Here is a 23,624-nt window from a genome sequence, read left to right on the forward strand (position 1 = left end):
TGAAATGACCCGCGGAATATACGTCAGTGCCATGAACCCAGGCTCCGGGAAGTCCCTCATCTCCCTTGGCCTCGCCGATATGCTCCACCGGCACGCCGACCGGGTCGGTTTCTTCCGGCCGATCGTCGAGGGCGACGACCCCGCCGCGGACCCGATGGTCCAACTGATGCAGCGCAGCTTCAACCTCCCGCCCGAGCGCTCCCGCGGCGGGCTTACCCGCGCCCAGGCCCGCGCGCTGCTGGTGGCCGGCAACCGCGAGGAGATCGACACCGCGTGCGTGGCGATCTACAGCGAGATCGCCAGCCGGTGCGACGTCGTCATCGTCGAGGGCACCGACCTCGGCGGCCATGACGCCGCGGTGGAGTTCGACCTGAACGCCCGCCTCGCCAACAACCTCGGGGCGATGGTGCTGGCCGTGGTCAGCGCCAAGGAGATGTCCGTTGCCGAGGCGGCCGACGCCGTCGACGTCGCCAGGCAGGAACTCGACGAGGCCAAGGTTTCGCTGCTGGCCATGATGGTGAACCGCGCCCCCGACGAGGCGGTTGAGGGCATCCGCGCCGAGGTCCGGCCGGGCCGCTCCGGACGGCCCGTCTATGTCATTCCCGAACTGCCCGAAATCGCCCGGCCGACCATCTCGGAGGTGGCCGCGGAGCTGGGGGCGAAGCAGATCGCCGGAAGCACGAACCTGGAGCGGGACGTGCTCTCCGTCCGGGTCGCCGCGATGAACGTGGGCAACTTCCTGCACCTGCTCACCGATGGCGCCCTCGTCATCGTTCCCGGCGACCGGGCCGACGTGCTGGCCGCGACGCTCGCCTCCTCCTTCTCGCCCGAGTTCCCCGTGCCCTCCGGGCTCGTCCTCACGGGCGGCCTGGAGCCGGACCCCCACCTGCTGCCCCTCCTGGCCCAGGCACCCTTCCCCGTGTTTGCCCTCGATGACGACACTTACACCGCCGCCCAGCGGGTCGGCGGGGTGCGCGGGGAAATCGCCACGGGGCTCCGCCGGAAGTCGGCCGCCGCGCTTGGCGCGTGGTCGCGGCAGGTTGACGAGCAGGAACTGCTCGAACGCCTCGCGCTTCCGCGCGCCATCTCCATGACCCCGCTGCGGTTCCTTCACGAGCTCATCCAGCGGGCGCGCTCCCAGCGCCGCTCCATCGTGCTGCCCGAAGGAACCGATATCCGGATCCTTCGCGCTGCGGAAATCCTGCACCGCCGGGACGTGTGCGACCTGACCATCCTCGGCCCCGAATCGCAGGTTCGGGAACTCGCTGCGGGACAGGGCGTCGACCTCACGGGCATCACCCTGATCGATCCCGAGACCTCGGAGCTGCGCGAGGAGTTCGCCGCCGAGTACGCCCGCCTCCGCGCGCACAAGAACGTCACCATCGAGACCGCGCGGGAACGCATGCTCGACGGAGCATATTTCGGAACGATGATGGTCCAGCTCGGCAATGTCGACGGCATGGTCTCCGGCGCTGCACACACCACGGCCAACACCATCCGGCCGGCGCTCGAGTTCGTCAAGACGCGCGAGGGCGCGCGGATCGTCTCCTCTGTCTTCCTCATGCTGCTCTCCGACCGCGTGCTCGTCTACGGCGACTGCGCGGTGAACCCTGAACCGAACGAGGAGCAGCTCGCGGATATCGCCTCCGCTTCGGCCGACACCGCCGCGCAGTTCGGCGTCGAGCCGCGCGTCGCGATGCTCTCCTATTCGACCGGGGAGTCGGGCTACGGCGGGGCCGTCGACGAGGTCCGCCGCGCCACCGAAATCGTGAGGGCGCTCCGGCCCGAGCTGCCGGTCGAGGGCCCGATCCAGTACGACGCCGCCGTGGATGCCTCGGTCGCGGCGTCGAAGCTCCCGGGCTCATCGGTGGCGGGCCAGGCGACGGTCTTCATCTTTCCGGACCTCAACACCGGCAACAACACCTATAAGGCCGTCCAGCAGTCGGCCGGCGCGGTCGCCGTCGGGCCGGTGCTCCAGGGCCTCCGCAAGCCCGTCAACGACCTCTCCCGCGGGTGCACCGTTGAGGACATCGTCAACACGGTCGCCATCACCGCGGTGCAGGCGCAGCAGGCACCTCCCGCCTCGGCCGCCCTGGCAACCGCATCAACCCCAGGAAAGCAGCAGGCATGATCATCCTCGTCATCAACTCCGGCTCGTCGTCCCTCAAATACCAGGTGCGCGAGGGCGACGACGTCCTGGCGCAGGGGCTGATCGAAAGCATCGGCGAGGAATGGGTTCCCGACCACGCCGCGGCAATCGAACACTTCGACACCGAACTCGCGGTCATCCTGCAGGGGAAGACCATCGACGCCGTGGGGCACCGCGTGGTCCACGGCGGCGAGCGCTTCGGGGAACCGGTGCTCATCACCCCGGAGATCATCCGCGCCATCGAGCGCCTCAACCCGCTGGCGCCGCTCCACAACCCGGCCAATGTGCTGGGGATCCGGGCAGTCGCCGAAAAGTGGCCCGGCATCCCGCAGGTGGCCGTGTTCGACACCGCGTTCCACCGGACCCTGCCGGAGCGGGCCTGGCGCTACGCGGTGCCCGACGAGCTCTACACGAAACACGGGATCCGGCGCTACGGCTTCCACGGGACCTCCCATGACTACGTCACCGGGAAGGCCGCCGAATTCCTTGGCACTCCGCGCGAAAACTTTGATGCCGTGATCGCGCATCTGGGCAACGGCGCATCGGTGACGGCCGTACGCGGAGGCCGGAGCATTGACACTTCGATGGGCTTCACCCCGCTCGAGGGACTGGTGATGGGCACCCGTTCGGGTGACATCGACCCGTCGATCCTGCTGTTCCTCGCCCGCGAGGGCTACTCCCCCGAAGACCTCGATACCCTGCTGAACCGCGAATCGGGGCTGCGCGGGCTGGCGGGCACCAATGACATGCGTTCGGTGGAGAAGGCCGCCGACGGCGGGGACAGGGCGGCGCAGCTCGCCCTTGAGATCGCCGCCTACCGCCTCGCGAAATACATCGGCGGCTACCACGTGGCGGTCGGCGGAGCGCATGCCCTGGTGTTCACCGCGGGGATCGGCGAAAATTCCTCGTCCTTCCGTTCGCTGGTGGCGGGCCAGCTCACCGCGCTCGGCATCGAACTCGACCCTGAACTCAACGAGCCGCGCGGGTCGTCGGCGCGCGTCGTCAGCACCGCGGGATCGGCGATGCCCGTGCTGGTGGTCCCCACCGACGAGGAGGCTGCAATCGCCGAGGCAACAGCCGCCACCGTCGGTGCCGCCACCGCTGCGGGCAGCTAAGCGCGCTGCCCTGCGGCGCCACCCGCCGGACACCGGACAGCGCCAAACAGGCGCACAGGCCAGCGGGCCTCAAGGCGGGCGCGTCAGGGCAGGCCGGCCATCCGCGCCGCTGCCGCGGCGAGCGCCCCGGCAGCCACCACGACGAGGAACGGAGCCCGGAGCCAGAGGGCGACGGCGGCCGCCGCGGCCGCGGCGAGCCGCGCATCAGGCACGAGGGCACTGCCCGAGGACACCGTGGTGACGACAGTCAACGAGGTCAGCAGCCCCACGGTGAGCGCCCCCGCGGCGCGCAGCATGCGTGGGTTGCCGAGGACCCGGGCGGGCACGAGGTAACCGGCAAGCTTGGTCGCGAAGGATATGCAGCCGGCGGCCAGAATCCAGAACCACAGGACCATCAGGCACCCCCGTCCCGGCCGGGCTGAGGTCCCGGCCGCCGGTCCGCCGCGGCTTCCGGGGAGCGCGGAGGCGTCCGGCGCAGGCCGAGGACAGCGGCCACCACGGCTGCGCACAGGATGGGAACCCCCGGCGGAGCCAGGGGCACGGCAACGACCGTCACCACGGCGCAGGCCACCGCGATGGCCCCGGCCTCCCGGGACCGCAGCCGCGGCCACAACAGCCCGAGGAAGGCGGCCACCGCGGCGCCGTCGAGCCCCCACTGCCGCGGATCGCCCACCGCACCACCAAGCAGTGCCCCCACGAGGGTGAAGACGTTCCAGAGCACGAATACGCCGATGCCGGCGGTCCAGAAACCGCGCTTCGCCTCCTGGAGTTCGCTCTGGGCGGTGGCCGTGGCGACCGATTCGTCGATGGTGAGCTGCGCGGCCGCGGCCTTCCGCCAGCCCCGCGGCCGCAGCAGGAAATTGAGCTGCATCCCATACACGCCGTTGCGCAGTCCGAGCAGCGCAGCGGCCGACAATGCCGACAGTCCGCTGCCCCCGCCGGCCACGACGCCGATGAAGGCGAACTGCGAGCCCCCGCTGAACATCAGCAGGCTCAGGGCCGCCGTCTGGGCGAGGCTGAGGCCGGAGGCGGCGGACAGCGCCCCGAAGGAGATGCCGTAGAGGCCGGTGGCGACGGCGACCGAGAGGCCCACGCGGACGGCGGGTGAGGCGAGGAGTTCCACCGAATCAGGGTAGTAGGTGCGGCCCGCCTTCTCCCACCCGGGCTTTGCTTTCCGGCCGGTCCGGTGAATAGTAGGAAAAGACAGCACCCTTACTACCTTTGGAGGCAGCCGTGAAAGCAGTGACCTGGCAGGGCCGGCGGAAGATCAGCGTTGAGGAAGTCCCGGACCCGATCCTTCAGGAGCCGACGGATGCGATCGTGAGGATCACCTCCACCGCCATCTGCGGCTCCGACCTCCACCACTATGAGGTCCTCGGCCCGTACCTGTCCCGGGGGGACATCCTGGGCCACGAGCCGATGGGCATCGTCGAGGAGGTCGGCAGCGAGGTCACGAACCTGGCGCCCGGGGACCGCGTCGTCATTCCCTTCAACATCTCCTGCGGCCACTGCGCGATGTGCCGCAGCGGGCTGCAGTCCCAGTGCGAGACCACCCAGGTCCGCGAGAAGGGCACCGGGGCGAGCCTCTTCGGCTTTTCCTCCCTGTACGGCTCGGTGCCGGGCGGCCAGGCCCAGTTCCTGAGGGTTCCGCACGCCAACTACGGACCCATTAAGGTGGGATCCGAGCTTCCCGACGAGCGCTACCTCTACCTCTCCGACATCCTCCCCACGGCGTGGCAGGGGGTGAAGTACGCCGATGTTCCCGAGGGCGGAACCCTCGCTGTGTACGGGCTCGGCCCGGTGGGCCAGTTCGCCGCGCGCATCGGCAGGCACCTCGGGTACCGCGTGATCGGGATCGAACCGGTCGCCGAACGCCGGGCGATGGCCCAGCGCCACGGCATCGAGACCCTCGACTTCTCAAAGAACCTGGGCGAGGAACTGCGCAGCATGACCGGAGGGCGCGGGCCCGACTCGGTGGTCGACGCCGTCGGGATGGAGGCTCACGGCTCCCCCGCCGGTGCGTTCGCCCAAAACGCCGTCGGCCTGCTGCCGGACGCCCTGGCCCGCAAGGCCGTCGAAACGGCGGGGGTGGACCGCCTGAGCGTCCTGCACTCGGCCATCGATTCGGTTCGCCGGGGCGGAACCGTCTCCCTCAGCGGAGTGTACGGCGGCAACGCGAACCCGATGCCGCTGTTCACCATGTTCGACAAGCAGCTCCAGCTCCGGATGGGCCAGTGCAATGTCCGCCGCTGGACCGAGGACCTGCTCCCCCTCGTCGAGGACCCCGCCGACCCCCTGGGTGTCACCGACCTGATGACCCACGAGGTGTCGATCGACGAGGCCCCGGAGGCCTACCTCAACTTCCAAAAAAAGCAGGACGGGTGCATCAAGGTTGTTCTAAAGCCGTAACCCCGAGGGCGCCGGCCAGGGAGGACGGCTGCAGGGCGGCGGCGTAGTGGATCGCGTCGGCGGCCCGCACCAGTGTCAGATGGGAGAACGCCTGCGGGTAGTTTCCGACCATGGTGCGGGCCTCGGCGTCGTACTCCTCCGAGAGCAGCCCCAGTTCGTTGGCGAAACCGATCAGCCGGTCCATAAGGGCCCGCGCCTCCTCCTCGCGCCCGCTGCGGGCGTACTGCTCAACCAGCCAGAAGGAGCAGGCAAGGAAGGGGTGCTCGCCGGGCTCAAGCCCGTCGTCGGACTCGTCGGTGCGGTAGCGCAGCAGCAGCCCCTCATCGGTGAGAAGGTTCTTCTCAAGCGCCGCCACCGTCCCGAGCATCTTCGGGTCGTCATAGGCGAGGAAGCCCACCTGCGGCAGCTGGAGCAGCGACGCGTCGAGCTGCTCCTCGCCGTAGGCCTGCGTGAACGAGTTGAGTTCCTCGTTGAAGCCGCGCTCCATCACCTCGGCGTGCAGCTCGTCGCGCAGGGCAACCCACTGCTCAAGCGGGCCGTCAAGCCCGTGGTCCTCAACGGCACGCACGGCGCAGTCGAACGCCGCCCACATCATCACCCGGGAGTGGGTGAAGTGCTTGAGGTCCCCGCGCATCTCCCAGATGCCGTGGTCCTTGTCGTGGAGGTGGTTCTCGGCGAAACCGAGAAGTGCGCGCTGCAGCGGCCAGGAAAAGTGGTCCTCGGTCACGCCGTAGCAGCGGAGCTTCTCGAGGGCCACGATCACCTCGCCGACGACGTCGGCCTGGTACTGGTTGACCGCGCCGTTGCCGATGCGCACCGGCAGGGAGTCCCGGTACCCGGGCAGGTGGGAAAGGATGGTCTCGGGAAGCCTCCGCTCCCCGGCCAGACCGTACATGATCTGGAGGTCCTCGGGATCCCCGGCCACAGCGCGGAGGAGCCAGTTCCGCCACTCGAGCGCTTCCTCCTGATAGCCGTGGGTCATCATCGCCTCAAGGGTCAGGGCCGCATCCCGGAGCCAGCAGAAGCGGTAGTCCCAGTTGCGTGCGCCGCCGAAGTGCTCGGGCAGCGAGGTGGTCGGCGCCGCGACGATCCCGCCGGTGTCCTCATGGGTCAGGGCCCGGAGCACCAGCAGCGACCGCTTGACCATGTCGTCGTACTCGCCCTGCGGCTCGTAGTTCGACGCCCAGGCCTGCCAGTAGGCGATGGTGCTCTCAAGGCAGGGCGCGGCCTCCTGGCTGCGGGGTGCGGTGCGGTGCGAAGGGAACCACGCCAGCTCGATGTCCAGGCGCTGGCCCGCCGTGACCGTCAGCGTCCCCTCGTGGCGGTGACCCTTGGGCCTGAGGGGGTTCCCCCGGTGCATCAGGGCGTTGGGGCCGGCGATCGCCAGCAGCATGGGGCCGTCGTCGTCGTGGGCCTTGCGCACCCACGGCACCACGTCGCCGTACTCGAAACGCAGCTGAAGCTCCTCGCGCATCGTGACGCTCCCGCTGATTCCCTCGACCCGCCGCACCAGGGACGCGCGGCGGTCCTCCACCGGCATGAAGTCAGTGACCAGGACCTCCCCGGTGCTGGTCCGCCAACGCGTCTGCAGCACGAAGGTGGAATCGATGTACGCACGCCCGATCACCTCCGCCTCCTCCTCGACGGGGGCCAGCAGCCAGCGGCCGTGGTCTTCGGTGCCCAGCAGCTTGGTGAAGACGGACGGGGAATCGAAGCGGGGAAAGCACAGCCAGTCGACGCTGCCCCGGCGCGATATCAACGCGCCGGTGTGAAGGTCCGATACCAGTGCGTAGTCCTCAATAGGCGAGTGCATGCATTAACTCAACCACAAAGCGGAGGGGTGGGAGTCCTATCCACCGGAGGAAATTGCAAAGAACGAGCGCATTTCCGCTGGATAGTCGGTGGTGACTTCCTGAACCCCCAGCCCCGCCACCAGCTCGGCGTCCTCCTGCGTATTGACCGTCCACACCCGCACCCGGACGCCCTCCGACACCCACCGGCGCACGATGTCCTGGTGCGCCCTCACATAGGCCACGCCCGGCCCTGCTATCCCGACGGTGTGGGCGTCGATCAGCGCCTCGCCCTCGTCGATGGCACGCCGCATCAGGTTGATCACGGCGCCTGAGGTGATCGAGCCGAAACTCAGCGCCTCCCGCACCTCCTCGGGCTCCACATCGGCCACCAGCTGGCACAGGGCGTGCGCCGGGGCGATCTCTCCGAGCTGGTGCATCGAGTCGGGGTTGAAGCTCATAAAGCTGATGGTGAGGTTGCCGAGGGTTGAACTCTCCGGATCCCATCCCTCGTCGAGGAGGAACGCGACAAGCTCGGCTTCGAGGTGCAGGCCGAAGGGGCTCGGGTGCTTGAGCTCGATGGCCAGGGCGATGCTCCGCCCGGCGGACCGCAGCAGCCGCAGGAGGTCGGCCAGGGTCAGCAGCTGGTTCCGGGGCCCCCCCAACTCGGCCGGAACCCGAGCCCCCTTCCACGAGGAGAAGTCGAGCTCCCGAAGCTGGGCCAGGGTGTAGTCGGCGACGTTGCCCGAGCCGTTCGAGGTCCGCTCGAGTGTCGGATCGTGGATGCAGACGAGCTGCTCGTCGCGGGTCAGATGCACGTCGCACTCGACGCCGTCGGCGCCGTCGGCGAGGGCCTGGAGGTAGGCGGCACGGGTGTGCTCGGCGTAGATGCCGCTCGCACCCCGGTGGGCGAAGATCTGTGGACTCATGCTGGACCCTACTCTCGGTTATTTCCCGGAAGCCGAACCTTCCCCCGATTACGGTACGCGATGGACACGCCGGCAGGGACACCGGGCGGCCGCGCTCGATAGACTGGGCTGGTGAATGTAACGCCGGGCACCGATGAGGAACGAGCCGCAGCGCTGCGCCGAATGAAGGTCCTGGCCACCGCCCTGCTCGGGGTGCTCGCCGTGATCTTCGTTGTCGCGTTTGCGCTCCAGGATCGCTATCCGTGGCTTCAATATGTGCGCGCGGCTGCCGAAGGCGGCATGGTCGGCGCCCTTGCGGACTGGTTCGCAGTCACGGCGCTCTTCAAGCACCCGATGGGGCTGAAGATTCCCCATACGGCGATCATTCCGCGGAAAAAGGACCAGATCGGCGAATCCCTCGGGCAGTTCGTCGAGGAAAATTTTCTTTCCGAGGCCGTGGTGCGGGCGAAACTCGACTCCGCCCGGATTGCGGAGAAGGCCGGCAACTGGCTTGCCCGCCCCGAGAGCGCCGACCGCGTCGCCGTCGAAGGTGCGGCACTGATCCGCGGCGCGTTCACCGTCCTCAACGACGAAGCGGTCCAGGGCGTCATCGAGTCAATGGTGCGCAAGCACGTGCTGGCTCCGCCGTGGGGCCCGCCGGTTGGAAGAATCGCAGAGCGGCTGTTCCGGGAGGGACACCACCACCGCCTCGTTGACCTGCTGGTGGACCGGGCTGCCGACTGGGTGGATGCCAACTACGCCGTCGTGACCCGGGTCGTGGCCCAGCGCTCGCCCACCTGGGTGCCGCGCCTCGTCGACGGCGTGGTGGGAGACCGCGTCTATGCCGAGCTGTCGAAGTTCATCCGCGCGGTCCAGGACGACCAGCACCACGATGTCCGCATCGCCCTCGACAAATACCTCAAAGACCTCGCCCAGGACCTGCAGTACAGCCCCGAGACAATCGCCAAGGCCGAGGAGATCAAGGGCCAGCTCCTTGACGACCCCCGCGTGCGCGACCTGACCGCCCGCACCTGGGCCACCATCAAGAGTGCCCTGCTGGAGGCGGTCAGCGATCCGCAGAGCGAACTGACGCAGAACTTCAAGGCCGCGGTGCGAGACTTCGGCGGCCGGCTCGCCAGCGACCCGGAACTGGCGGCGAAGGTGAACCGGTGGATCTCCGACGGTGCAGCCTACGCAGTGCGCACCTACCGCAGCGAAATTGCAGGCGTGATCTCCGAGACGGTGGGGCGCTGGGATGCCGAGGAAACCTCACGGAAAATTGAGCTTCAGGTCGGCAAGGATCTCCAGTTCATCCGCATCAACGGCACCGTTGTTGGCTCCCTGGCGGGACTCGCCATCTTCTCGGTCGCCCACGCGGTCTTCGGCTGACGATCCCGGCCACTGACGATGTCGGCGGCCGACGGTCCGGGCGGGCGGTTCCCGGCGGCACGCGGCCGGCCCGCTCACGACCCGGATCCGCCCCTGTCGGACCCGCCACTGCCGGACCCCCACTGCCGGCCAGCGCCCGCTCCTCTATCCCTGGAGCAGGCGACGGCCGGCGAGCGTCCTTAGGACCCGGACCCGGACCCGGTCGAGGGTTTCTCCGGCGCGGCATCCAGGGTGTTCGCAAGGTCGCCCGGAACCACCAGCGGCGGCGGCCCGAACGCGGTCCGGGTGGCGTTGATGACTGCCTTGCCCATCGCATGGTTCCCCGCCCCACCGATCGCGGCGCCAACACCGAAGGGGAGCGCGCGGCCGAGGAGGGCCCCACCCTGCCGGGCGAGCATCCGGCGGATAAACCGGCGTCGGATGCTCGCGCTCAGGGCGCGGACGAGGGAGGCCGGCGCGGCGCTGCCCACGGCGTTCCCCCAGGGCTGCTGCCCGGAGGACACCGATGAACCGCCCAGCCCTGACTGGATAAGTGCCATCCCCTCCTCACCCATCAGGATGGCCATCACCATGGTGCGCGACCGCTCCGGATCGTCGGTGTGGATGCCGTGCAGTTCCGCGATCGACTGGGCGTAGAGCGCGGTTGCCTCAAGGAACCCCACTGTGGCGGCGGCCGACAGGCCCAGGGAGGCGATGGTGCCGACGGCCGGCACCGCCGCCGTCGCGCCCACCGCGGCACCGGCGACCGTGATGGCCCGCAGATAGTCGCGTTCGAGGAGTTCGGCGAGTTCGGCGGGTGGAGCCGCCGGGTAGCGGCGGCGCACGCGCCGCAGGTTGGCCAGGACCAACGGGCGCTGGACGTCGATCGCCCGTTCGATGCCGCGGTAGATCCCGGGCTTGGGGTTACCGTCCTTATCGAAGAGGGCGCTGCTTGCGGCTTTCACGGCTGGATTCGACCGGCCGATGTTCGGTGGATTCACTCGCTGGAGTTCCTTTCACAACCGGCCATCCGGTGGGGATGGCGTGCATTCAGTCTAGGACCGGACCGTTGACGGCGGTGCGGGAAAATCATGGCCCGGCCTGGGGCCGCACCGGAGGAAAGACGCCCGACGAAAACGGCCTCACGCCCCCTGCCCGACGGCGGCCGGACACGGAAAAGGCGCCGCCGGGTAACCGGCGGCGCCTCCACTTCAGCTGTTCCCCCAGGTTCAGCCGGCACCCAGTGGGTGCATCCGGGTTATGCGCGTGAGCGGTTCTTCGTCACGGCGCCGTAGATGAGCAGCACGATGAGCGCGCCGCCGATGGCGAGCAGCCAGCTGGAGAGGTCGAAGAAGCCGTCAATGCCCGTTCCGAAGAGCGCGCTGCCGATAAGGCCGCCAAGGATCGCACCGACAACTCCGAGGACGAGGGTGATGACCCAGCCGCCGCCCTGACGCCCCGGCAGGATCAGCTTGGCGATTGCGCCGGCGATCAGGCCGAGAAGAAGAAAACCTAGAATACCCATGAGATGCTCCTTTGAGTGATGGCCATCCGCCGAAGCGAATAACTCAACTGATAAATCCGATGCACCGGAGTGCAACTTTTAAACACTCTACTTCATCAGCATGCTTACCGTTCAATCCTACCATCAGCAAAGTCAGACTATTCTCTCCCGCCGCGCTCCCGCAACGGATTCACCGGCGCAGGGCGTGGCGGGGCGCCCCGGCCCAAATGCCGCGGGAAATGCCCGGATGCGAAGTATGCTGAGCACCACCTCGTCGTCAAGCGGCGATTTGGCATCCTTCGGAGCCGCCCCGGGAAATCGGGGCAGTTCATCGCGCAATTCCAATCAAGGAGTAATGGCCATGAGAATCGGATCCTCAATAGCTTTGATCGCGATCGGGGCAATTCTTGCTTTTGCCGTCGCCGACATCGTGAGCTTCATCGACCTCCGGCTCGTCGGGTACATCCTCATGGGCGTCGGACTCCTCGGCCTGATCATCTCGCTCTTCCTCAACGCGCCGCGCAGCCAGCGGCGGGTCTCGGAGTCCCGCTCGCTGCATGACCCGGGCACGGGCGAGACCGTCACCCGCAACGAAACCCGGGACGGCCTGTAGCACCCAGGGATCGAACTGCTTCTGAACCTCCACAGGACAATTCTCGATAGAACGACGGGCCGGGGCACATACGCCCCGGCCCGTCGCATGTCCTCCACCTGTGAATTTGTGGGGGTTCCGGAAAAACCCTTGCTCTTCGGGCAAAGGTGAAGATAAACTCACATAAACACAGACCGGCGGTGGGGACCCCGGTTGCTCCCCCCGATCGGCTGGACAACGGAGTCGCCATGTTCGCTGAAGAACGTCACCGCCAGATCAGCACCCTCGTACGCACCGAAGGCCGCGTGAGTGTCACCGACCTCTCCGAGCGGTTCAGCATCACCGCCGAAACCGTGAGGCGCGACCTGGCGCTGCTGGAGAAGGACGGCGTCCTGCGCCGGGTGCACGGCGGCGCCGTCGCTCGGGACTCCGCCAGCACCCGGGAATCAAGTATTGAGAGCCGTCAGTCCCAGTACCGCGCAGAGAAGCAGCGGATCGCCAAGGCCGCCTTGGATATGGTTCCCTCGACCGGATCGGTGATCCTTGACGCCGGCACCACGACGGGGGCACTGGCCGCCCTGCTCGCCACCGAGTCGCGTACCGACCTCACCGTCATCACCCACTCGGTTCCGATCGCCCACCTCATCAGCGGCTCCTCCGTCCACCTCGAACTGATCGGCGGCCGGGTCCGGGCGCTCACCAGCGCCGGGGTGGGCAGCAGCGCCGTTGCCGCATTCTCCCGGCTGCGTGCCGACGTTGCCTTCATCGGAGCCAACGGCGTGGCGGAGCACTTCGGCCTCAGCACCCCTGACACCGACGAGGCCGCCGTCAAAACCGCCATCGTCCGCTCGGCCCGCAGGGTGGTCCTGCTCGCCGATTCGTCAAAGTTCGGCGAGGAATCCCTCGTCAGCTTCGCTGCCCTGGAGGAGATCGATGCTGTCATCACTGACTCAACACCCGGGGGCGCCCTGGCCGCCGCCCTCGCACGCGCGCAGGTCGAGGTGGTGAGCGCATGATCATCACCCTGACCGCCAATCCCAGCATCGACCGCACCGTCGAGCTTCCGCTTGCCCTGACCCGCGGCGAGGTCCACCGCGCAGTCAGCGCCCACCAGGAAGCAGGAGGCAAGGGCGTCAACGTGAGCCGCGCGCTCACGAAATCGGGGGTTCCCTCCCTGGCGCTGCTCCCCGGCGACGAGGGCGATCCCGTGCTCGCCGGGCTGGCCGCGGCGGCCGTCCCCTACCGGAACCTGCCCATCGGTGCGGCACTGCGGACCAACACCGCCCTGACCGAGCCGGACGGCACCACCACCAAGGTCAACGAGCCGGGACCGACACTGAGCCCGGAGCACACTGCGGCCCTGCTCGACCTTGTGGTGACGGCCAGCGCCGGCGCCTCCTGGCTCGTGCTGGCCGGGTCACTGCCGCCGGGCGTGCCTGCCGATTTCTATGCCTCCGCCACCGCTGCGGTGCGGAGCCGGTACGGCGCGGACGCTCCCCGGATCGCCGTCGATTCATCGGGCAGCGCCCTCGCCTCCGCCGCGGCTGGAGCTCCGGACCTGCTCAAACCAAACGCCGAGGAGCTCTCGGAGCTGACCGGCATCGGGGAGGGCACTGACCTTGAAACGGATCTCGAGCTCGCCCTGCAGGCCTGCACCGCCCTGGTCGGCGGTGGGGTGGGTGCGGTGCTCGCAACGCTGGGCTCCCGCGGTGCACTGCTCGTCACGGCCTCGGGCGCCTGGCACGCCCGCCACAGCCCCGTCTCGGCGCGCTCAACCGTCGGTGCCGGAGATTCGGCACTGGCCGGCTACCTGCTCGCCGCCGCCGCCGGAGAAAGCCCCGAAGGCTGCCTCCGCCAGGCCGTTGCCCACGGGTCCGCCGCCGCATCACTGCCGGGCTCCGAAGTTCCGGCCCTCAACCAGACCACCCCGGAGGCCGTCACCCTGACCGCCTTCGCCCCAGCTCTCAACTCCGGCGCACCCGCGCACCAGGCAGCATCGTCTCCAAAGGAGGAAAACTGAATGTCCGATCTCATCACGCCGAGCCTCGTCACTCTCGATTCAAACCTCGGGGCTGACCGCTCGGCGGTCATCCGGTACCTGGCAGAACAGGTCACCGCACAGGGCCGGGCCTCCGGCGCTGACGGCCTCTACGCCGACGCCCTAGCCCGTGAGGAAAAGACCGCGACCGGGATTCCCGGCGGCATTGCGATCCCCCACTGCCGCTCCGGATCGGTCCTCGAGCCCACGCTCGCCATGGCCCGCCTGGCTCCGCCCGTCGATTTCGGCGCGAAGGACGGACCGGCGGACCTCGTGTTCTTCATCGCCGCCCCCGACGGCGCCGATCAGGAGCACCTGAAGCTGCTGTCGAAGCTCGCGCGGTCCCTCATCAAGAAGGACTTCACCGCAGCCCTGAGGAACGCCGGCTCCGAACAGGATGTGGTCGACCTCGTGGAGGGCGCACTGGGCACGGGGAAGGCTCCGGCTGCAGCACCCGTGAGTGCCGCAGCCGGCGCGGCCGCGGGTACCGGAACAGGGTCCGGCGCCCACGCCGCCGGCTTCGCTGCTCCTGGCGGCGCCGAACAGTCGCCTGCCGGTGAACCCCCAGCAGCCGCCAAGGAGGATGGCGAGGTGCGCCGCCTGGTCGCAGTCACCGCCTGCCCGACGGGCATCGCCCACACCTACATGGCGGCCGACTCCCTCGTCGCCGCCGCCAAGGAACGCGGCATCGACCTGCAGGTTGAAACCCAGGGCTCCTCCGGGGCGACGCCGCTTGACCCGGCGGTGATCGCGGCGGCGGACGCCGTCATCTTCGCCGTCGACGTCGACGTCCGGGACAAGCATCGCTTCGCCGGCCTTCCGGTCATCAGCGCCCCGGTCAAGCGTGGCATCGACGAGCCCGGCGAGATGGTCGAGGAGGCCGTCGCAGCGGCCCGGAACCCTTCGGCCCGCCGGGTCGCCGGCGACGCCGGAGGAAACGACGCCGACGCGGACACCAGCAGGGAAGGCATTGGCGGAACGCTGAAGCGGGCGCTGCTCACCGGCGTCAGCTACATGATCCCCTTCGTCGCCGGCGGTGGTCTGCTGATCGCCCTCGGCTTCCTGATCGGCGGCTACGACATCACCGACGTCGCGGACACGGTCGTGCTCGAGAACAGCTTCGGCAACCTGCCGGAGGGTGGCCTTGCCACCTACCTCGGGGCCGTGGCGTTCAAGATCGGCCAGCTGTCGCTGGGCTTCCTGATTCCGGCGCTGGCCGGCTACATCGCCTACGCCCTCGCAGACCGCCCGGGCATCGCCCCGGGCTTCGTCGCCGGTGCGGTCGCGGGATTCATGGGCGCCGGCTTCCTCGGCGGCATCGTCGGCGGCCTGCTCGCCGGCTATGTCGCAATGATGATCGGCCGGCTGAGCGTCCCCCGGTGGCTGCGCAGCCTCATGCCGGTGGTCATCATTCCGCTGGTCGCGTCCCTGATCGCCTCGGGTGCCATGTTCCTCATCCTCGGCGGACCGATCGCCGGACTGACCACCGCGTTGAACGACTGGCTGTCCGGGCTGACCGGATCGGCGGCCGTGGTACTCGGAATCATCCTCGGCCTCATGATGGCCATCGACCTCGGCGGGCCCGTCAACAAGGTTGCCTACTCCTTCGCCGTCGCCGGCCTGGGTGCCGCCACCACCGCGAACCAGGCTCCGCTGCAGATCATGGCAGCCGTCATGGCAGCGGGCATGGTGCCGCCGCTGGCTATGGCGCTCGCAACCGTGATCGACCGCCGCAGGTTCTCCCTGGCGGAGCGGGAGAACGGCAAGGCCGCCTGGCTGCTCGGGGCGTCCTTCATCTCCGAAGGTGCCATCCCGTTCGCCGCGGCCGACCCGCTGCGTGTGATCCCCGCCTCCATGGTCGGCGCCGCGGTGACCGGCGCCATGGTAATGGGCCTCGGGGTCACGTCCCAGGCGCCGCACGGCGGATTCTTCGTCTTCTTCGCCATCGGCGGGCTGCAATGGTTCATCCTGTCGATTCTCGTCGGGATGGTCGTCTCGGCCGTCATCGTGGTCGCCCTCAAGCGGCTCCGTGACCGCAAGCTGGACCGCAGCGGCGCCGTCGCCGAACCGGTCGCCGCCTGATCCGCCCGGGCCGCTCCCGGCCGCAGCACGGGAACAAGTTATTCTCCCTGGAGCCGGTTTCGCCGGTTCTGGGGTGGATACCTGCCCCCGAAGAGCAGATGATGAAAGACCAGCAGAATCGACGAACAGACCTACCCGCCGAACCGAAGGAAAGACAATGCCAGAACGCAAAGCCACTGTAGCCAGCCGCGTAGGGCTCCACGCCCGCCCCGCGTCCATCTTCGCCGAGGCCGCGGGTGAGGTTCCCGTTGAGGTGACAATTGCGATGGACGGTGATCCCGTCGATGAGGCGATGGACGCCTCGAGCATCCTGTCACTGATGAGCCTTGGGGCTACCCACGGTGACGTTGTCGTCCTGCGCGCCGAAGGTGAAGGGGCGGAGGAGGCCCTTGAATCCCTGGCCAAGATCATCGAGACCGACCACGACGCCGAATAGCTGACGGCTCCGCCCGCGCCGGCGGGCCGGCTGCACACCTGGGTGCGTCCACCCGTTCTGATGGACGCACCCAGGTGTTCTCATAACGATCCGCTGACCCCCCACTGTCAGCGGCAGTTACATATTCATTATTATTTCCTATGAACATGAAACTGTGAACACTCTTCGGCAACGATTGTGCTTCAATCCCCTCCGGGAACTGCGCTAGGCAAGCGGATTGCGCTGTCGAGGCCTGCCGCGGCTCCGGCTGAACCAGATCAGGGTCAGCCCGGACACGACGAGCAGGATCGCCCCGAAGGGCAGGACCACCTCGAAGACCCCGAGGTCGAGGCCCTGGAAAAGCTCGAGGACAGCAAAACCTGCCACCAGGAAGAACCCGGCCGCGAGTAGTGAGCAGGCGAGGCGGTGGGCCGGCCGGGAGCCGGGGCGCAGTGCCCCGGCGGCCGCCGGTACCACCAGGCAGGCGGAAACATACCCCGGGTAGAGCCTGCCAATGTCGGCATACCGCTCGACGGTTTGCTGGCCGTGGTATCGGGCGAGGCCGGTTGAGGACTCGGAAAGGTCGCTCAGGGCGAACAGGACGAGGGTGGCGGCCACAGTGAACAACAGCACCGAAATCCCTACCGGCCCAACAATCAGGGACCGGACCCGCTCCGCGTCGAAAGCGGCGGCCATCCGCAGTCCCAGCAGGACGACGACGGCGTAGAGCGAGAGGCGGATGACCAGGTTCGCCGCATTCCAACCTCCCAGGGCCCCGTCCACCGGCAGGTAGATGGGCGGAAGGGACAGCGCCACGGCGATGGCCATCAGGACGAGGGCGGCGAAGATCATCCGGCCCCTGCCCCGACGCACGCCGGGCAGACGCAGCAGCGCGCCCAGGACGCAAAGCAGCAGGGCCGCCCACTGGATCAGGTGGCCGCTCATCCCAGGTTTTCCCAGATCGCACGATCACGGTTCTCATCAGCGTCCGCTTTCCGAAGCTGCTTGCCGAGGGCATCCAGGCGGTCCCGCGCCAGGAGGACCAGATCGGTGTCCGACAGGGCGTTGAGCGCATCGGCCCGCCCGGTGACGGGCCAGCCGCCCTCGGCGCAGGTGAGCAGGCCCGTCACTACGAGGCCACTGGTGAGGGAGACGCCGGCGATCCGGGACGCCTCGACGGCAAGCCCCGGGCTGAGGCGCCCCGCACTGAGCTGCGCGGAGAGGTTCTGGCGGGCGATGCCCGAACGCTCCGACAGCTGCTGCCTAAGATCACCGGGGTCGATCGCCTCGATCCAGGCGCGCACCGAGTTGCGGTGCGGGAAGGGAACAAGGTCCGACAATCCGTTCCCTGTCCCCTCGCCGCGGGCCACAAGGAGCTTGAGGATGTCCCGGTGGGAGACTTGGCTGAGGAGTTCGGCACTGGTCGGCGCCCGCATCCCCCTGAGGAGGTCGGTGTATCCCTCGAACTGCGCGAGGGCACAGACCGGATCGAGCCTGTAGCCGCGCGCGACCGCGAGCAGGGTGCTGACCGACACTTTTCCACGCACGAGCTGCTGGGCAAGCGTCGAGCGCTTGATGCCTGCCGAGCGGCAGAGGTCGGAGACCGAATCCGTGGGTGCTATCTCCTGGCGCCACAGCTGAAACGCTTTTGCCGTGACTGCCATCCCACCTCCCCCTTGGACATTCGACGATCAGTTCGCAGTATACTTAAACCGCTGGCTCCCCTTTCTGCGATTCCCCCATACGCAGAACGTGGAGCCAGCTTGTCGTTAATCCGGGCCGGTCTGCCCCTAATCCACCCCATGCCCCGCACAGGTCGGATCGGCTTGGTGGGACTTGTGCCAGGACTTGCCGAACGACGCCAGGGCCAGCGGCCAGCGGAGTCGGTTTTGGAGGGCCGGAATCCCGGCTTCGTCCGCTGCTGGGGGTCGTTCGATGTCATGGTGGACCTGGCTCCTCCGGGAAGCGCCGCACAACCTACGGCAGCGTAACTTACGCAAGCGTAGGTTAGCCCGGCCGGCCCAGCAAGACCCTGCGGATTCCTAGCTGCCCCGAACCCTTACGTCGGCGTAGACAAGGCGGTGGTCGCTTGAGGGAAACGGGAAGATTCCGGTCAGGTCGGAGCCGGGGGTTCCCACCCGCGGCCAGAAGACTCCGCTTCGAAGCACCGGCAGGTTCTTCGAGGGCAGCACGTAGTCGACGCGGAGGTTCCCTGCGGACTGGTCCTCGAAGTCGGCGGTGTCGTGCGCCGCGAGACCGCGGTGGCGCGCGTTGGCGCCTCCCTGCAGGGCCGATGCCTCCGCCGCCCCCTCGGAGGAAGGCAGCGGGTCATGCACCAGGCGGTGGATCAGGAGCTGGTCGATCGAGCCCGCGATCGAGTCGCCGTCCAGGGGATCGCTGTTCTGGTCCCCCAGGATGACGAACCGCTCGCCCCCGCTGAGCCCGCCCCACCGGCCCTGGTCGTCGTAGAGGTAGGCTGCCGCCTTCCCGCCTTCGATGTAGTCGGCCCACAACCGGATCTCATCGTTGTTGCGCCTGCCGTTGCGGTCCTCGCGTCCGTCGAAGACCGGAGGCGTGGGGTGACTGGCCAGGATGTGGACCGACTTCCTGCCGATGATCACCGGAACATCCCAGTGCGACTTGCTGGAGAGCCGCACCTGGGCCAGTTCGTCGGCGGAGTACCAGTCCGCTCCACCCGACACCGGGTCCGTGGGAAGCAGGGCGCCGGGCATGTCGCTCCACTTGAAATTTTGAAAGGTGCGGACGTTGGCCCTGTCGATCGGATACTTCGAGTAGAGAACCATGCCGTACTGGCCCTCGAAGGCCCCGTAGCCGAACGCGTCGTCCGGCCCGCCGATGACGCCGTCATTGTTGAGGTCCATACCGCTGGGAACCCCGGTGTTGGACGGTGCTGTGTAGACGTAGGGGTAGGTGATGCCCCGCGCGCCGCCCGTGCCGACCGCGAGGTAGTTGGTGCGGAACAGCTCGGCTGCGCGGTGATCGGGGTCGTAATCGAATTCGTTGAGGAGCACCACGTCGGGTGCGGTGGCCTGAATGATTCCCGCGACCGCCCGCGCCTGGGTGCTCGTGGTGCCCGACAGCTCGCGGACCAGGTCCCCGGGGTTCTGCCGGTTCAGGCTGGCGTTGTACGTTGCGACCCGGACCGGGGAAGTCTCGGTGGCCTTCTCTGCCACCGCTACGTGCGCGGCGGGCTCTGCCGAGACGGGAACCGCGGAGGCTGGAACCGCTGCGGACCCGGTGGCGAAGATTCCACCGGCCGCGACCACTGCGGCAGCCGTCAGCGCTGGAAAGCACCGTCCCAAAAAGCGCATAAGTCCCTTCCGTATCATCCCTGTCCGGTATCAAACCCTACCGGGAACCGGCCCGGGTGACACCGCCAGGACGATAACGATTTCGAACGGCAGCTTCCGGAAACGGGACCCGGAGCTCCGGGCGAGGGACGGCGCCGGAAGAATCTCCCGGGGGACGGCCCCGCCGGGAATCCGCCCGGCGGTGTCGGGCTCCGCGCCCGGGTGCCGGGCCGTTACGCCTCAGGTGACGGCGCCCCCGGAGGGCCCACGCGTCGCCGCGGGGGCTCCTCCTGCAGCCGCGCGGGCCGCCGTGACGGTTCGACGCCGGCCGCCGCCTCCGCCGCACCCAGGGCCCGCTCCAGTGCCAGGACCGACGCCGCGTAGTCGGCCATCAGGGAACCGGTTCCGGCCACCTGCTCCGGTGCCGGCTCCGGCCCGAGCGCCCGGCGCTGGAGCAGGGCTTCGCGCATGGCGCCAAGCACCCGGCGCGACTCGGGCCCGCGGGTGTCGTTCATTGCCGGGTAGTCAAGGGCCAGTGCCGGGTCGAGCTCGTAGGCCGCCCAGCGGCGCAACACGGCGTCGTGCCGGGCCTCAAGGGAGCGCAGCCGGCCGGAGGCGGCCGCCGTCCTCCGGGTCCCGGCCCGCCGCTGCTCCCTCAGCCCGAGCCAGGCGGACCCCGCGGTGGTCGAGAGAACCGCAGCCGCGGCGGCGGCGCCACCGGCACCGGCCGGGACCGCCGCGAGGCATCCAGCAACCAGGGCCAGAAGCCCCGTAAAGGCCAGCCAGAAGAGCGTATCGGCGTCCGCACGCCGCTTGAGGGCGGCGTCGATGCGCCAGGCGGCACAGCCGGCCAGCGCCGCGATGGCAGCGGCTGCAACGATCAGTGCGGTGGCGTCGGGCATCGGACTACTTTCGCAGGTGCCGTGCGGACCCTCGGCCCGGTGGGCGGTTACCCCTCAATTGCAGACGCACCACGCGCCGTAGTCAATCCCCCCCCCCGATCCGGACCGGCGCCGGACGCGGAAAACCCCGCCCGGCGCGGTGCCGGGCGGGGTTGTCAGCACTCCCGGGGGAGTGGGCCCTGTGGGGCTCGAACCCACGACCCACGGATTAAAAGTCCGATGCTCTACCAGCTGAGCTAAAGGCCCGCCGCCTCCGAACCGGTTTCTCCAGCCCGGGCGACTTTTTAACTTTATCCCAAACACCCCCGGGGCGTTGCACCCGGACCCTCGCCGCGGGCCTTCCCTCTTCAACCGCACTACCTTCACCCGCACCACCCTCACCCACGCCACCGCGGTGTCCATCCTTCCAAAACGCTTGGTCTTCGGCTTCGAACGGCCTCCCGCAGCAGGAGTATCCTCATGTCATGGACGGCGACTACAACAACAAGAGCCCACGGCCGCACAAACCGAAGCCTTTCGCCCCGGTCGATTTCGAGATCTTCGCCGGCGGGATCGACCCGTCCAGGGTCTCCGAGGCCGCGCACATGGCGGCGCATGCGCTGGTGCACCACGGCCGGGAATCCGACGATCCCGAAGTGACCCGCCGGCTGGTCGAACTCGCCGACAAACAGGGCCTTGAGGCCGTCGCGGAGATGTGGGCGGAAAGCCCGGCGCGGTCACTGCCCGGGGCCCTGTGGCGCCTCTACGCCCTGCGCGCCGCGACGCAGAAGGACCCGGAGCGCATCGCCTCCTACTTCACCTCCGGCAAGGAGGTGGCCCAGGTTTCGAAAGTTGTCGCCGGCGTCGCCGAACCCCCGGGTGCCACCGAAATGACCGATATGGCCGACAAAATCCTCTCCGGTGCCTTCGAAGGGGATTTCGACGTCGCCCTCGAACGCTTCGCCGCCTTCTGCCGGGTGGTCGCGCTGGGGCAGGTAAACCATGCGGAGCAAGCCCACCATTCGAACGAGACCCACGCATCGAAACTGACGAAGAACTCGCACCGGCTGATCAAAACCGCCGAGGACCTTGAACACGCGGCGGCCGCCTGGCGGCGGGGGGAGCTTGACTAGGCGGGCGCAGGTCACGATGTTGACACCGGCGCACCGGAGTAGAAGACTGAAACCGGCGTCGGACCGTGGAACCCCCGGGCTTCAACACTCAGCCGCTTCGAGCGGCCTTCCGCCGAGAGGCGCTCCCGGTTCGACGCCATTACCGCGCCCAAACGCAGTGGGCCCCCCATTCGTTAGTTCTGCCGCCGTGCCTGAGACAGGGAAGCATCAGTGAAGTTACGCCTCTTCCCTCAGGAAAACGCAGGCCTCGAACTGCTTTCCCGCATGGCTCGGCAGCTCGTACTCGGGGTGGGCACCATGTCGGCGGTGCTCGGTGCTACAACCGAGGAGTACGACCGCCTGGCCGAGGAGATGCACCAGCACGAAGCGGTCTCGACCGACCTGCATTTCGCCCTGCTGACCTCGATGCGGACCTCGTTCGTGAACCCGCTCCCCCGCGAGGATCTCTACACCCTTTCGCGCCTGCTCAACGAAGCGATCGAGAAGCTCGACGGCGCCGCGGAGCTGATCGCTCTGTACAAGCTCAGCCGGCTCAGCCAGCGCGCGGCCGAACAGCTCGAGGTCATCAACCGGCAGGCGGAACTGACCGCCACCGCTATGCAGCGCCTCGACTCGATGGACGAACTCGAGGAGTACTGGATCGAGATCCTGCGCCTTGCCCGCCGGGCCGAACGCACCCACCGCAGCTGGTGCGCCGAACTGCTCGGGGAGCACAAGCCGCTGGCGTACGCCCGTCACCGCGACATCGCCAATCAGCTCGTCGAGGTGACGAAGGACATCCGCAAGGTCGCCACCCATGTGGGCAGCATCCTGGTCAAGGAATCCTAGGTGGAGCTCTTCCTGCTGACGGCCGTCATCGGATGCGCCGGCGGCTTTGCGTTCCTCAACGGCTTCCATGATGTGTCGAACTCGGTCGCGACGGCGGTGCGCACCCGTGCCCTGACCCCAACGATCGCGGTGCTGCTGGCGGCGGCGTTCAGCCTCGTTGGCGCACTGCTGAGCACGTCGCTGGCGCTGTTCCTCACCGACGCAGGGCTGCGCCTGCCGCCGGGCACCACGGGCCTGGGGATCCTGCTGGCGGGACTGCTCGGAGCCGGCTGCTGGGGCGTTTTCACCTGGTACCGGGGCAAGCCGTCGTCGTCGACCCATGCGCTGATCGGCGGAATCATCGGAGCCGGCGGCGCGTCGCAGCTGATGAACGGGGCGACCGTAACGGGTTCGGAGCGGGTCTTTTTCTTCCAGATCGTCCTGCCGCTGCTGCTCTCCCCCGTGGTGGCCTATCTCCTGGCGTACGCCCTGGTGTTCGCCGCGACCTGGGCGCTGCGGTATAACTCGCCCCGCCGGGTCAACCGGGGGAACCGGATGGCCCAGTCGGTCCTCGCGGGCGCCTTCGCGTTGGGCCACGGGCTCCAGGACGGGCAGCGCACCATGGCCGTCATTCTGCTGGCCCTTGTCGCCGCCGGAGCCTCAAGCGGCGCGCAGATGCCGTTGTGGGTCCAGTTGTTCGCCGCGGCGCTGCTGGCCTGCGGCTCGGCCTTCGGTGGCTGGCGCATCACCCACACGCTGGCCAACCGACTGGTGAGGATCGATCCGCTGCGCGGCATGAGCGCCCAGGGCGTGAGCACGGCCATGCTGTTCATCGGCGCCATCTCCCTGCAGGTACCGCTCTCGAGCACCCATACGATGACCTCGGCGATCGTCGGGGCCGGGGCGAACCAGCGGTTCGCCTCCGTGCGTGGAACCGAACTGGTGCGGATCCTCATCGTCTGGATTGCCACGGCCGCCGTCGCCGGCCTGCTGGGCGCCATCTTCTTCCTGGCCCTGAGCCCGCTGCTCTAGGCGCCGGCCCGCCCCTGGCGCTCATTCACTGATTAACCGCACCGGCCCCGCCGCCGTCCGGTGGTTTCCGGGCGGTCGGCGGGGCCGAGG

At 68.5% G+C, this 23,624-nt stretch carries 22 protein-coding genes and 1 tRNA gene; 12 read left to right on the plus strand and 11 right to left on the minus strand.

The genetic code is table 11. The features are described 5' to 3' along the window. Positions 1-4 precede the first annotated feature (4 nt). Both pta and GVV86_RS05455 read left to right on the plus strand, forming a co-directional pair. On the plus strand, positions 5-2,131 hold the full coding sequence (gene pta / locus GVV86_RS05450; protein WP_159801891.1) for a phosphate acetyltransferase: 2,127 nt from the start codon (positions 5-7) through the stop codon (positions 2,129-2,131). After that, the gene (locus GVV86_RS05455; protein ID WP_159617263.1) at positions 2,128-3,264 is read left to right on the plus strand and encodes an acetate/propionate family kinase; all 1,137 of its coding nucleotides are present in this window, start codon (positions 2,128-2,130) and stop codon (positions 3,262-3,264) included. The genes pta and GVV86_RS05455 overlap by 4 nt, the downstream gene beginning before the upstream one ends. An 83-nt stretch (positions 3,265-3,347) precedes the next feature. On the opposite strand, the gene GVV86_RS05460 is transcribed toward GVV86_RS05455, so the two are convergent. Beyond that, on the minus strand, positions 3,348-3,659 hold the full coding sequence (locus GVV86_RS05460) for an AzlD domain-containing protein (protein ID WP_159801894.1): 312 nt from the start codon (positions 3,657-3,659) through the stop codon (positions 3,348-3,350). Then, a complete protein-coding gene (locus GVV86_RS05465; RefSeq protein WP_159617289.1) occupies positions 3,659-4,387 on the minus strand; it encodes an AzlC family ABC transporter permease in 729 nt (242 codons plus the stop codon). The genes GVV86_RS05460 and GVV86_RS05465 overlap by 1 nt, the downstream gene beginning before the upstream one ends. 110 nt (positions 4,388-4,497) lie before the next feature. Here GVV86_RS05465 and GVV86_RS05470 point away from each other — a divergent pair, with 110 nt between their 5' ends. Continuing rightward, entirely contained in the window at positions 4,498-5,673 is a 1,176-nt protein-coding gene (locus tag GVV86_RS05470; protein WP_159801897.1) for a zinc-dependent alcohol dehydrogenase, read from the plus strand. On the opposite strand, the gene GVV86_RS05475 is transcribed toward GVV86_RS05470, so the two are convergent. Further along, positions 5,651-7,486, minus strand: coding sequence for a glycoside hydrolase family 15 protein (locus GVV86_RS05475; protein WP_159801900.1), 1,836 nt, complete (start codon positions 7,484-7,486; stop codon positions 5,651-5,653). The genes GVV86_RS05470 and GVV86_RS05475 overlap by 23 nt on opposite strands. Before the next feature lie 36 nt (positions 7,487-7,522). Next, positions 7,523-8,392 (minus strand): glycerophosphodiester phosphodiesterase, encoded by an 870-nt coding sequence (locus GVV86_RS05480; RefSeq protein ID WP_159617267.1) that lies wholly within the window; start codon positions 8,390-8,392, stop codon positions 7,523-7,525. 162 nt (positions 8,393-8,554) lie between these two features. On the opposite strand from GVV86_RS05480, the gene GVV86_RS05485 reads away from it, so the two are divergent. Further along, positions 8,555-9,760 (plus strand): DUF445 domain-containing protein, encoded by a 1,206-nt coding sequence (locus tag GVV86_RS05485; protein WP_159617290.1) that lies wholly within the window; start codon positions 8,555-8,557, stop codon positions 9,758-9,760. Positions 9,761-9,939: 179 nt separating this feature from the next. Here the strand turns inward: GVV86_RS05485 and GVV86_RS05490 are convergent, their stop codons facing one another. After that, on the minus strand, positions 9,940-10,704 hold the full coding sequence (locus tag GVV86_RS05490; protein WP_246669885.1) for a hypothetical protein: 765 nt from the start codon (positions 10,702-10,704) through the stop codon (positions 9,940-9,942). A 293-nt stretch (positions 10,705-10,997) separates the two neighbouring features. After that, positions 10,998-11,264: a GlsB/YeaQ/YmgE family stress response membrane protein gene (locus GVV86_RS05495; RefSeq protein ID WP_159617269.1), complete on the minus strand. Its 267-nt coding sequence runs from the start codon at positions 11,262-11,264 to the stop codon at positions 10,998-11,000. Positions 11,265-11,604: 340 nt separating this feature from the next. On the opposite strand from GVV86_RS05495, the gene GVV86_RS05500 reads away from it, so the two are divergent. The 5 genes from GVV86_RS05500 to GVV86_RS05520 all read left to right on the plus strand — a co-directional run bounded on the left by GVV86_RS05500 (position 11,605) and on the right by GVV86_RS05520 (position 16,391). Beyond that, positions 11,605-11,856, plus strand: coding sequence for a DUF6458 family protein (locus tag GVV86_RS05500; RefSeq protein WP_159617270.1), 252 nt, complete (start codon positions 11,605-11,607; stop codon positions 11,854-11,856). Between the two features lie 227 nt (positions 11,857-12,083). Continuing rightward, the gene (locus tag GVV86_RS05505) at positions 12,084-12,851 is read left to right on the plus strand and encodes a DeoR/GlpR family DNA-binding transcription regulator (protein WP_159617271.1); all 768 of its coding nucleotides are present in this window, start codon (positions 12,084-12,086) and stop codon (positions 12,849-12,851) included. Then, positions 12,848-13,855 (plus strand): 1-phosphofructokinase family hexose kinase, encoded by a 1,008-nt coding sequence (locus GVV86_RS05510; protein WP_159617272.1) that lies wholly within the window; start codon positions 12,848-12,850, stop codon positions 13,853-13,855. Before GVV86_RS05505 ends, GVV86_RS05510 begins: the two co-directional genes overlap by 4 nt. Next, positions 13,856-15,955, plus strand: coding sequence for a PTS fructose transporter subunit IIABC (locus GVV86_RS05515; RefSeq protein ID WP_159801905.1), 2,100 nt, complete (start codon positions 13,856-13,858; stop codon positions 15,953-15,955). A gap of 157 nt (positions 15,956-16,112) precedes the next feature. Continuing rightward, positions 16,113-16,391, plus strand: a complete 279-nt coding sequence (locus GVV86_RS05520; protein ID WP_120165812.1) for an HPr family phosphocarrier protein — start codon at positions 16,113-16,115, stop codon at positions 16,389-16,391. A gap of 204 nt (positions 16,392-16,595) precedes the next feature. Here GVV86_RS05520 and GVV86_RS05525 read toward each other — a convergent pair whose 3' ends face one another. From GVV86_RS05525 to GVV86_RS05545, 5 genes are all read right to left on the minus strand, one after another. Beyond that, complete coding sequence (locus GVV86_RS05525; RefSeq protein ID WP_159801908.1) at positions 16,596-17,315, minus strand: hypothetical protein; 720 nt, start codon at positions 17,313-17,315, stop codon at positions 16,596-16,598. After that, positions 17,312-18,034, minus strand: coding sequence for a hypothetical protein (locus GVV86_RS05530; protein WP_159801911.1), 723 nt, complete (start codon positions 18,032-18,034; stop codon positions 17,312-17,314). Before GVV86_RS05530 ends, GVV86_RS05525 begins: the two co-directional genes overlap by 4 nt. Before the next feature lie 378 nt (positions 18,035-18,412). Further along, positions 18,413-19,702: an endonuclease/exonuclease/phosphatase family protein gene (locus GVV86_RS05535; RefSeq protein ID WP_159617276.1), complete on the minus strand. Its 1,290-nt coding sequence runs from the start codon at positions 19,700-19,702 to the stop codon at positions 18,413-18,415. A 212-nt stretch (positions 19,703-19,914) separates the two neighbouring features. Then, positions 19,915-20,583, minus strand: a complete 669-nt coding sequence (locus GVV86_RS05540) for a hypothetical protein (protein WP_159801914.1) — start codon at positions 20,581-20,583, stop codon at positions 19,915-19,917. Positions 20,584-20,756: 173 nt separating this feature from the next. After that, positions 20,757-20,829: transfer RNA gene (locus GVV86_RS05545), tRNA-Lys, on the minus strand. A gap of 218 nt (positions 20,830-21,047) precedes the next feature. On the opposite strand from GVV86_RS05545, the gene GVV86_RS05550 reads away from it, so the two are divergent. The 3 genes from GVV86_RS05550 (at position 21,048) to GVV86_RS05560 (ending at position 23,534) form a co-directional block, all read left to right on the plus strand. After that, entirely contained in the window at positions 21,048-21,695 is a 648-nt protein-coding gene (locus tag GVV86_RS05550) for a hypothetical protein (RefSeq protein WP_159617291.1), read from the plus strand. A 210-nt stretch (positions 21,696-21,905) separates the two neighbouring features. Beyond that, on the plus strand, positions 21,906-22,523 hold the full coding sequence (locus GVV86_RS05555; RefSeq protein WP_120165818.1) for a DUF47 domain-containing protein: 618 nt from the start codon (positions 21,906-21,908) through the stop codon (positions 22,521-22,523). Beyond that, positions 22,524-23,534, plus strand: a complete 1,011-nt coding sequence (locus GVV86_RS05560; RefSeq protein ID WP_159617292.1) for an inorganic phosphate transporter — start codon at positions 22,524-22,526, stop codon at positions 23,532-23,534. Positions 23,535-23,624: the final 90 nt, after the last annotated feature.

It is taken from the genome of Arthrobacter zhaoguopingii (assembly GCF_009828595.1).
GTDB classification, from domain to species: domain Bacteria; phylum Actinomycetota; class Actinomycetes; order Actinomycetales; family Micrococcaceae; genus Arthrobacter_D; species Arthrobacter_D zhaoguopingii.

Excerpts from the sequence above, each read along its gene's own strand:
- pta (WP_159801891.1), top strand. The coding sequence starts at position 5 with ATGACCCGCGGAATATACGTCAGTGCCATGAACCCAGGCTCCGGGAAG.
- GVV86_RS05455 (WP_159617263.1), top strand. The coding sequence starts at position 2,128 with ATGATCATCCTCGTCATCAACTCCGGCTCGTCGTCCCTCAAATACCAG.
- GVV86_RS05460 (WP_159801894.1), bottom strand. The coding sequence starts at position 3,659 with ATGGTCCTGTGGTTCTGGATTCTGGCCGCCGGCTGCATATCCTTCGCG.
- GVV86_RS05475 (WP_159801900.1), bottom strand. The coding sequence starts at position 7,486 with ATGCACTCGCCTATTGAGGACTACGCACTGGTATCGGACCTTCACACC.
- GVV86_RS05480 (WP_159617267.1), bottom strand. The coding sequence starts at position 8,392 with ATGAGTCCACAGATCTTCGCCCACCGGGGTGCGAGCGGCATCTACGCC.
- GVV86_RS05485 (WP_159617290.1), top strand. The coding sequence starts at position 8,555 with ATGAAGGTCCTGGCCACCGCCCTGCTCGGGGTGCTCGCCGTGATCTTC.
- GVV86_RS05495 (WP_159617269.1), bottom strand. The coding sequence starts at position 11,264 with ATGGGTATTCTAGGTTTTCTTCTTCTCGGCCTGATCGCCGGCGCAATC.
- GVV86_RS05500 (WP_159617270.1), top strand. The coding sequence starts at position 11,605 with ATGAGAATCGGATCCTCAATAGCTTTGATCGCGATCGGGGCAATTCTT.
- GVV86_RS05505 (WP_159617271.1), top strand. The coding sequence starts at position 12,084 with ATGTTCGCTGAAGAACGTCACCGCCAGATCAGCACCCTCGTACGCACC.
- GVV86_RS05510 (WP_159617272.1), top strand. The coding sequence starts at position 12,848 with ATGATCATCACCCTGACCGCCAATCCCAGCATCGACCGCACCGTCGAG.
- GVV86_RS05515 (WP_159801905.1), top strand. The coding sequence starts at position 13,856 with ATGTCCGATCTCATCACGCCGAGCCTCGTCACTCTCGATTCAAACCTC.
- GVV86_RS05520 (WP_120165812.1), top strand. The coding sequence starts at position 16,113 with ATGCCAGAACGCAAAGCCACTGTAGCCAGCCGCGTAGGGCTCCACGCC.
- GVV86_RS05525 (WP_159801908.1), bottom strand. The coding sequence starts at position 17,315 with ATGAGCGGCCACCTGATCCAGTGGGCGGCCCTGCTGCTTTGCGTCCTG.
- GVV86_RS05530 (WP_159801911.1), bottom strand. The coding sequence starts at position 18,034 with ATGGCAGTCACGGCAAAAGCGTTTCAGCTGTGGCGCCAGGAGATAGCA.
- GVV86_RS05535 (WP_159617276.1), bottom strand. The coding sequence starts at position 19,702 with ATGCGCTTTTTGGGACGGTGCTTTCCAGCGCTGACGGCTGCCGCAGTG.
- GVV86_RS05540 (WP_159801914.1), bottom strand. The coding sequence starts at position 20,583 with ATGCCCGACGCCACCGCACTGATCGTTGCAGCCGCTGCCATCGCGGCG.
- GVV86_RS05550 (WP_159617291.1), top strand. The coding sequence starts at position 21,048 with ATGGACGGCGACTACAACAACAAGAGCCCACGGCCGCACAAACCGAAG.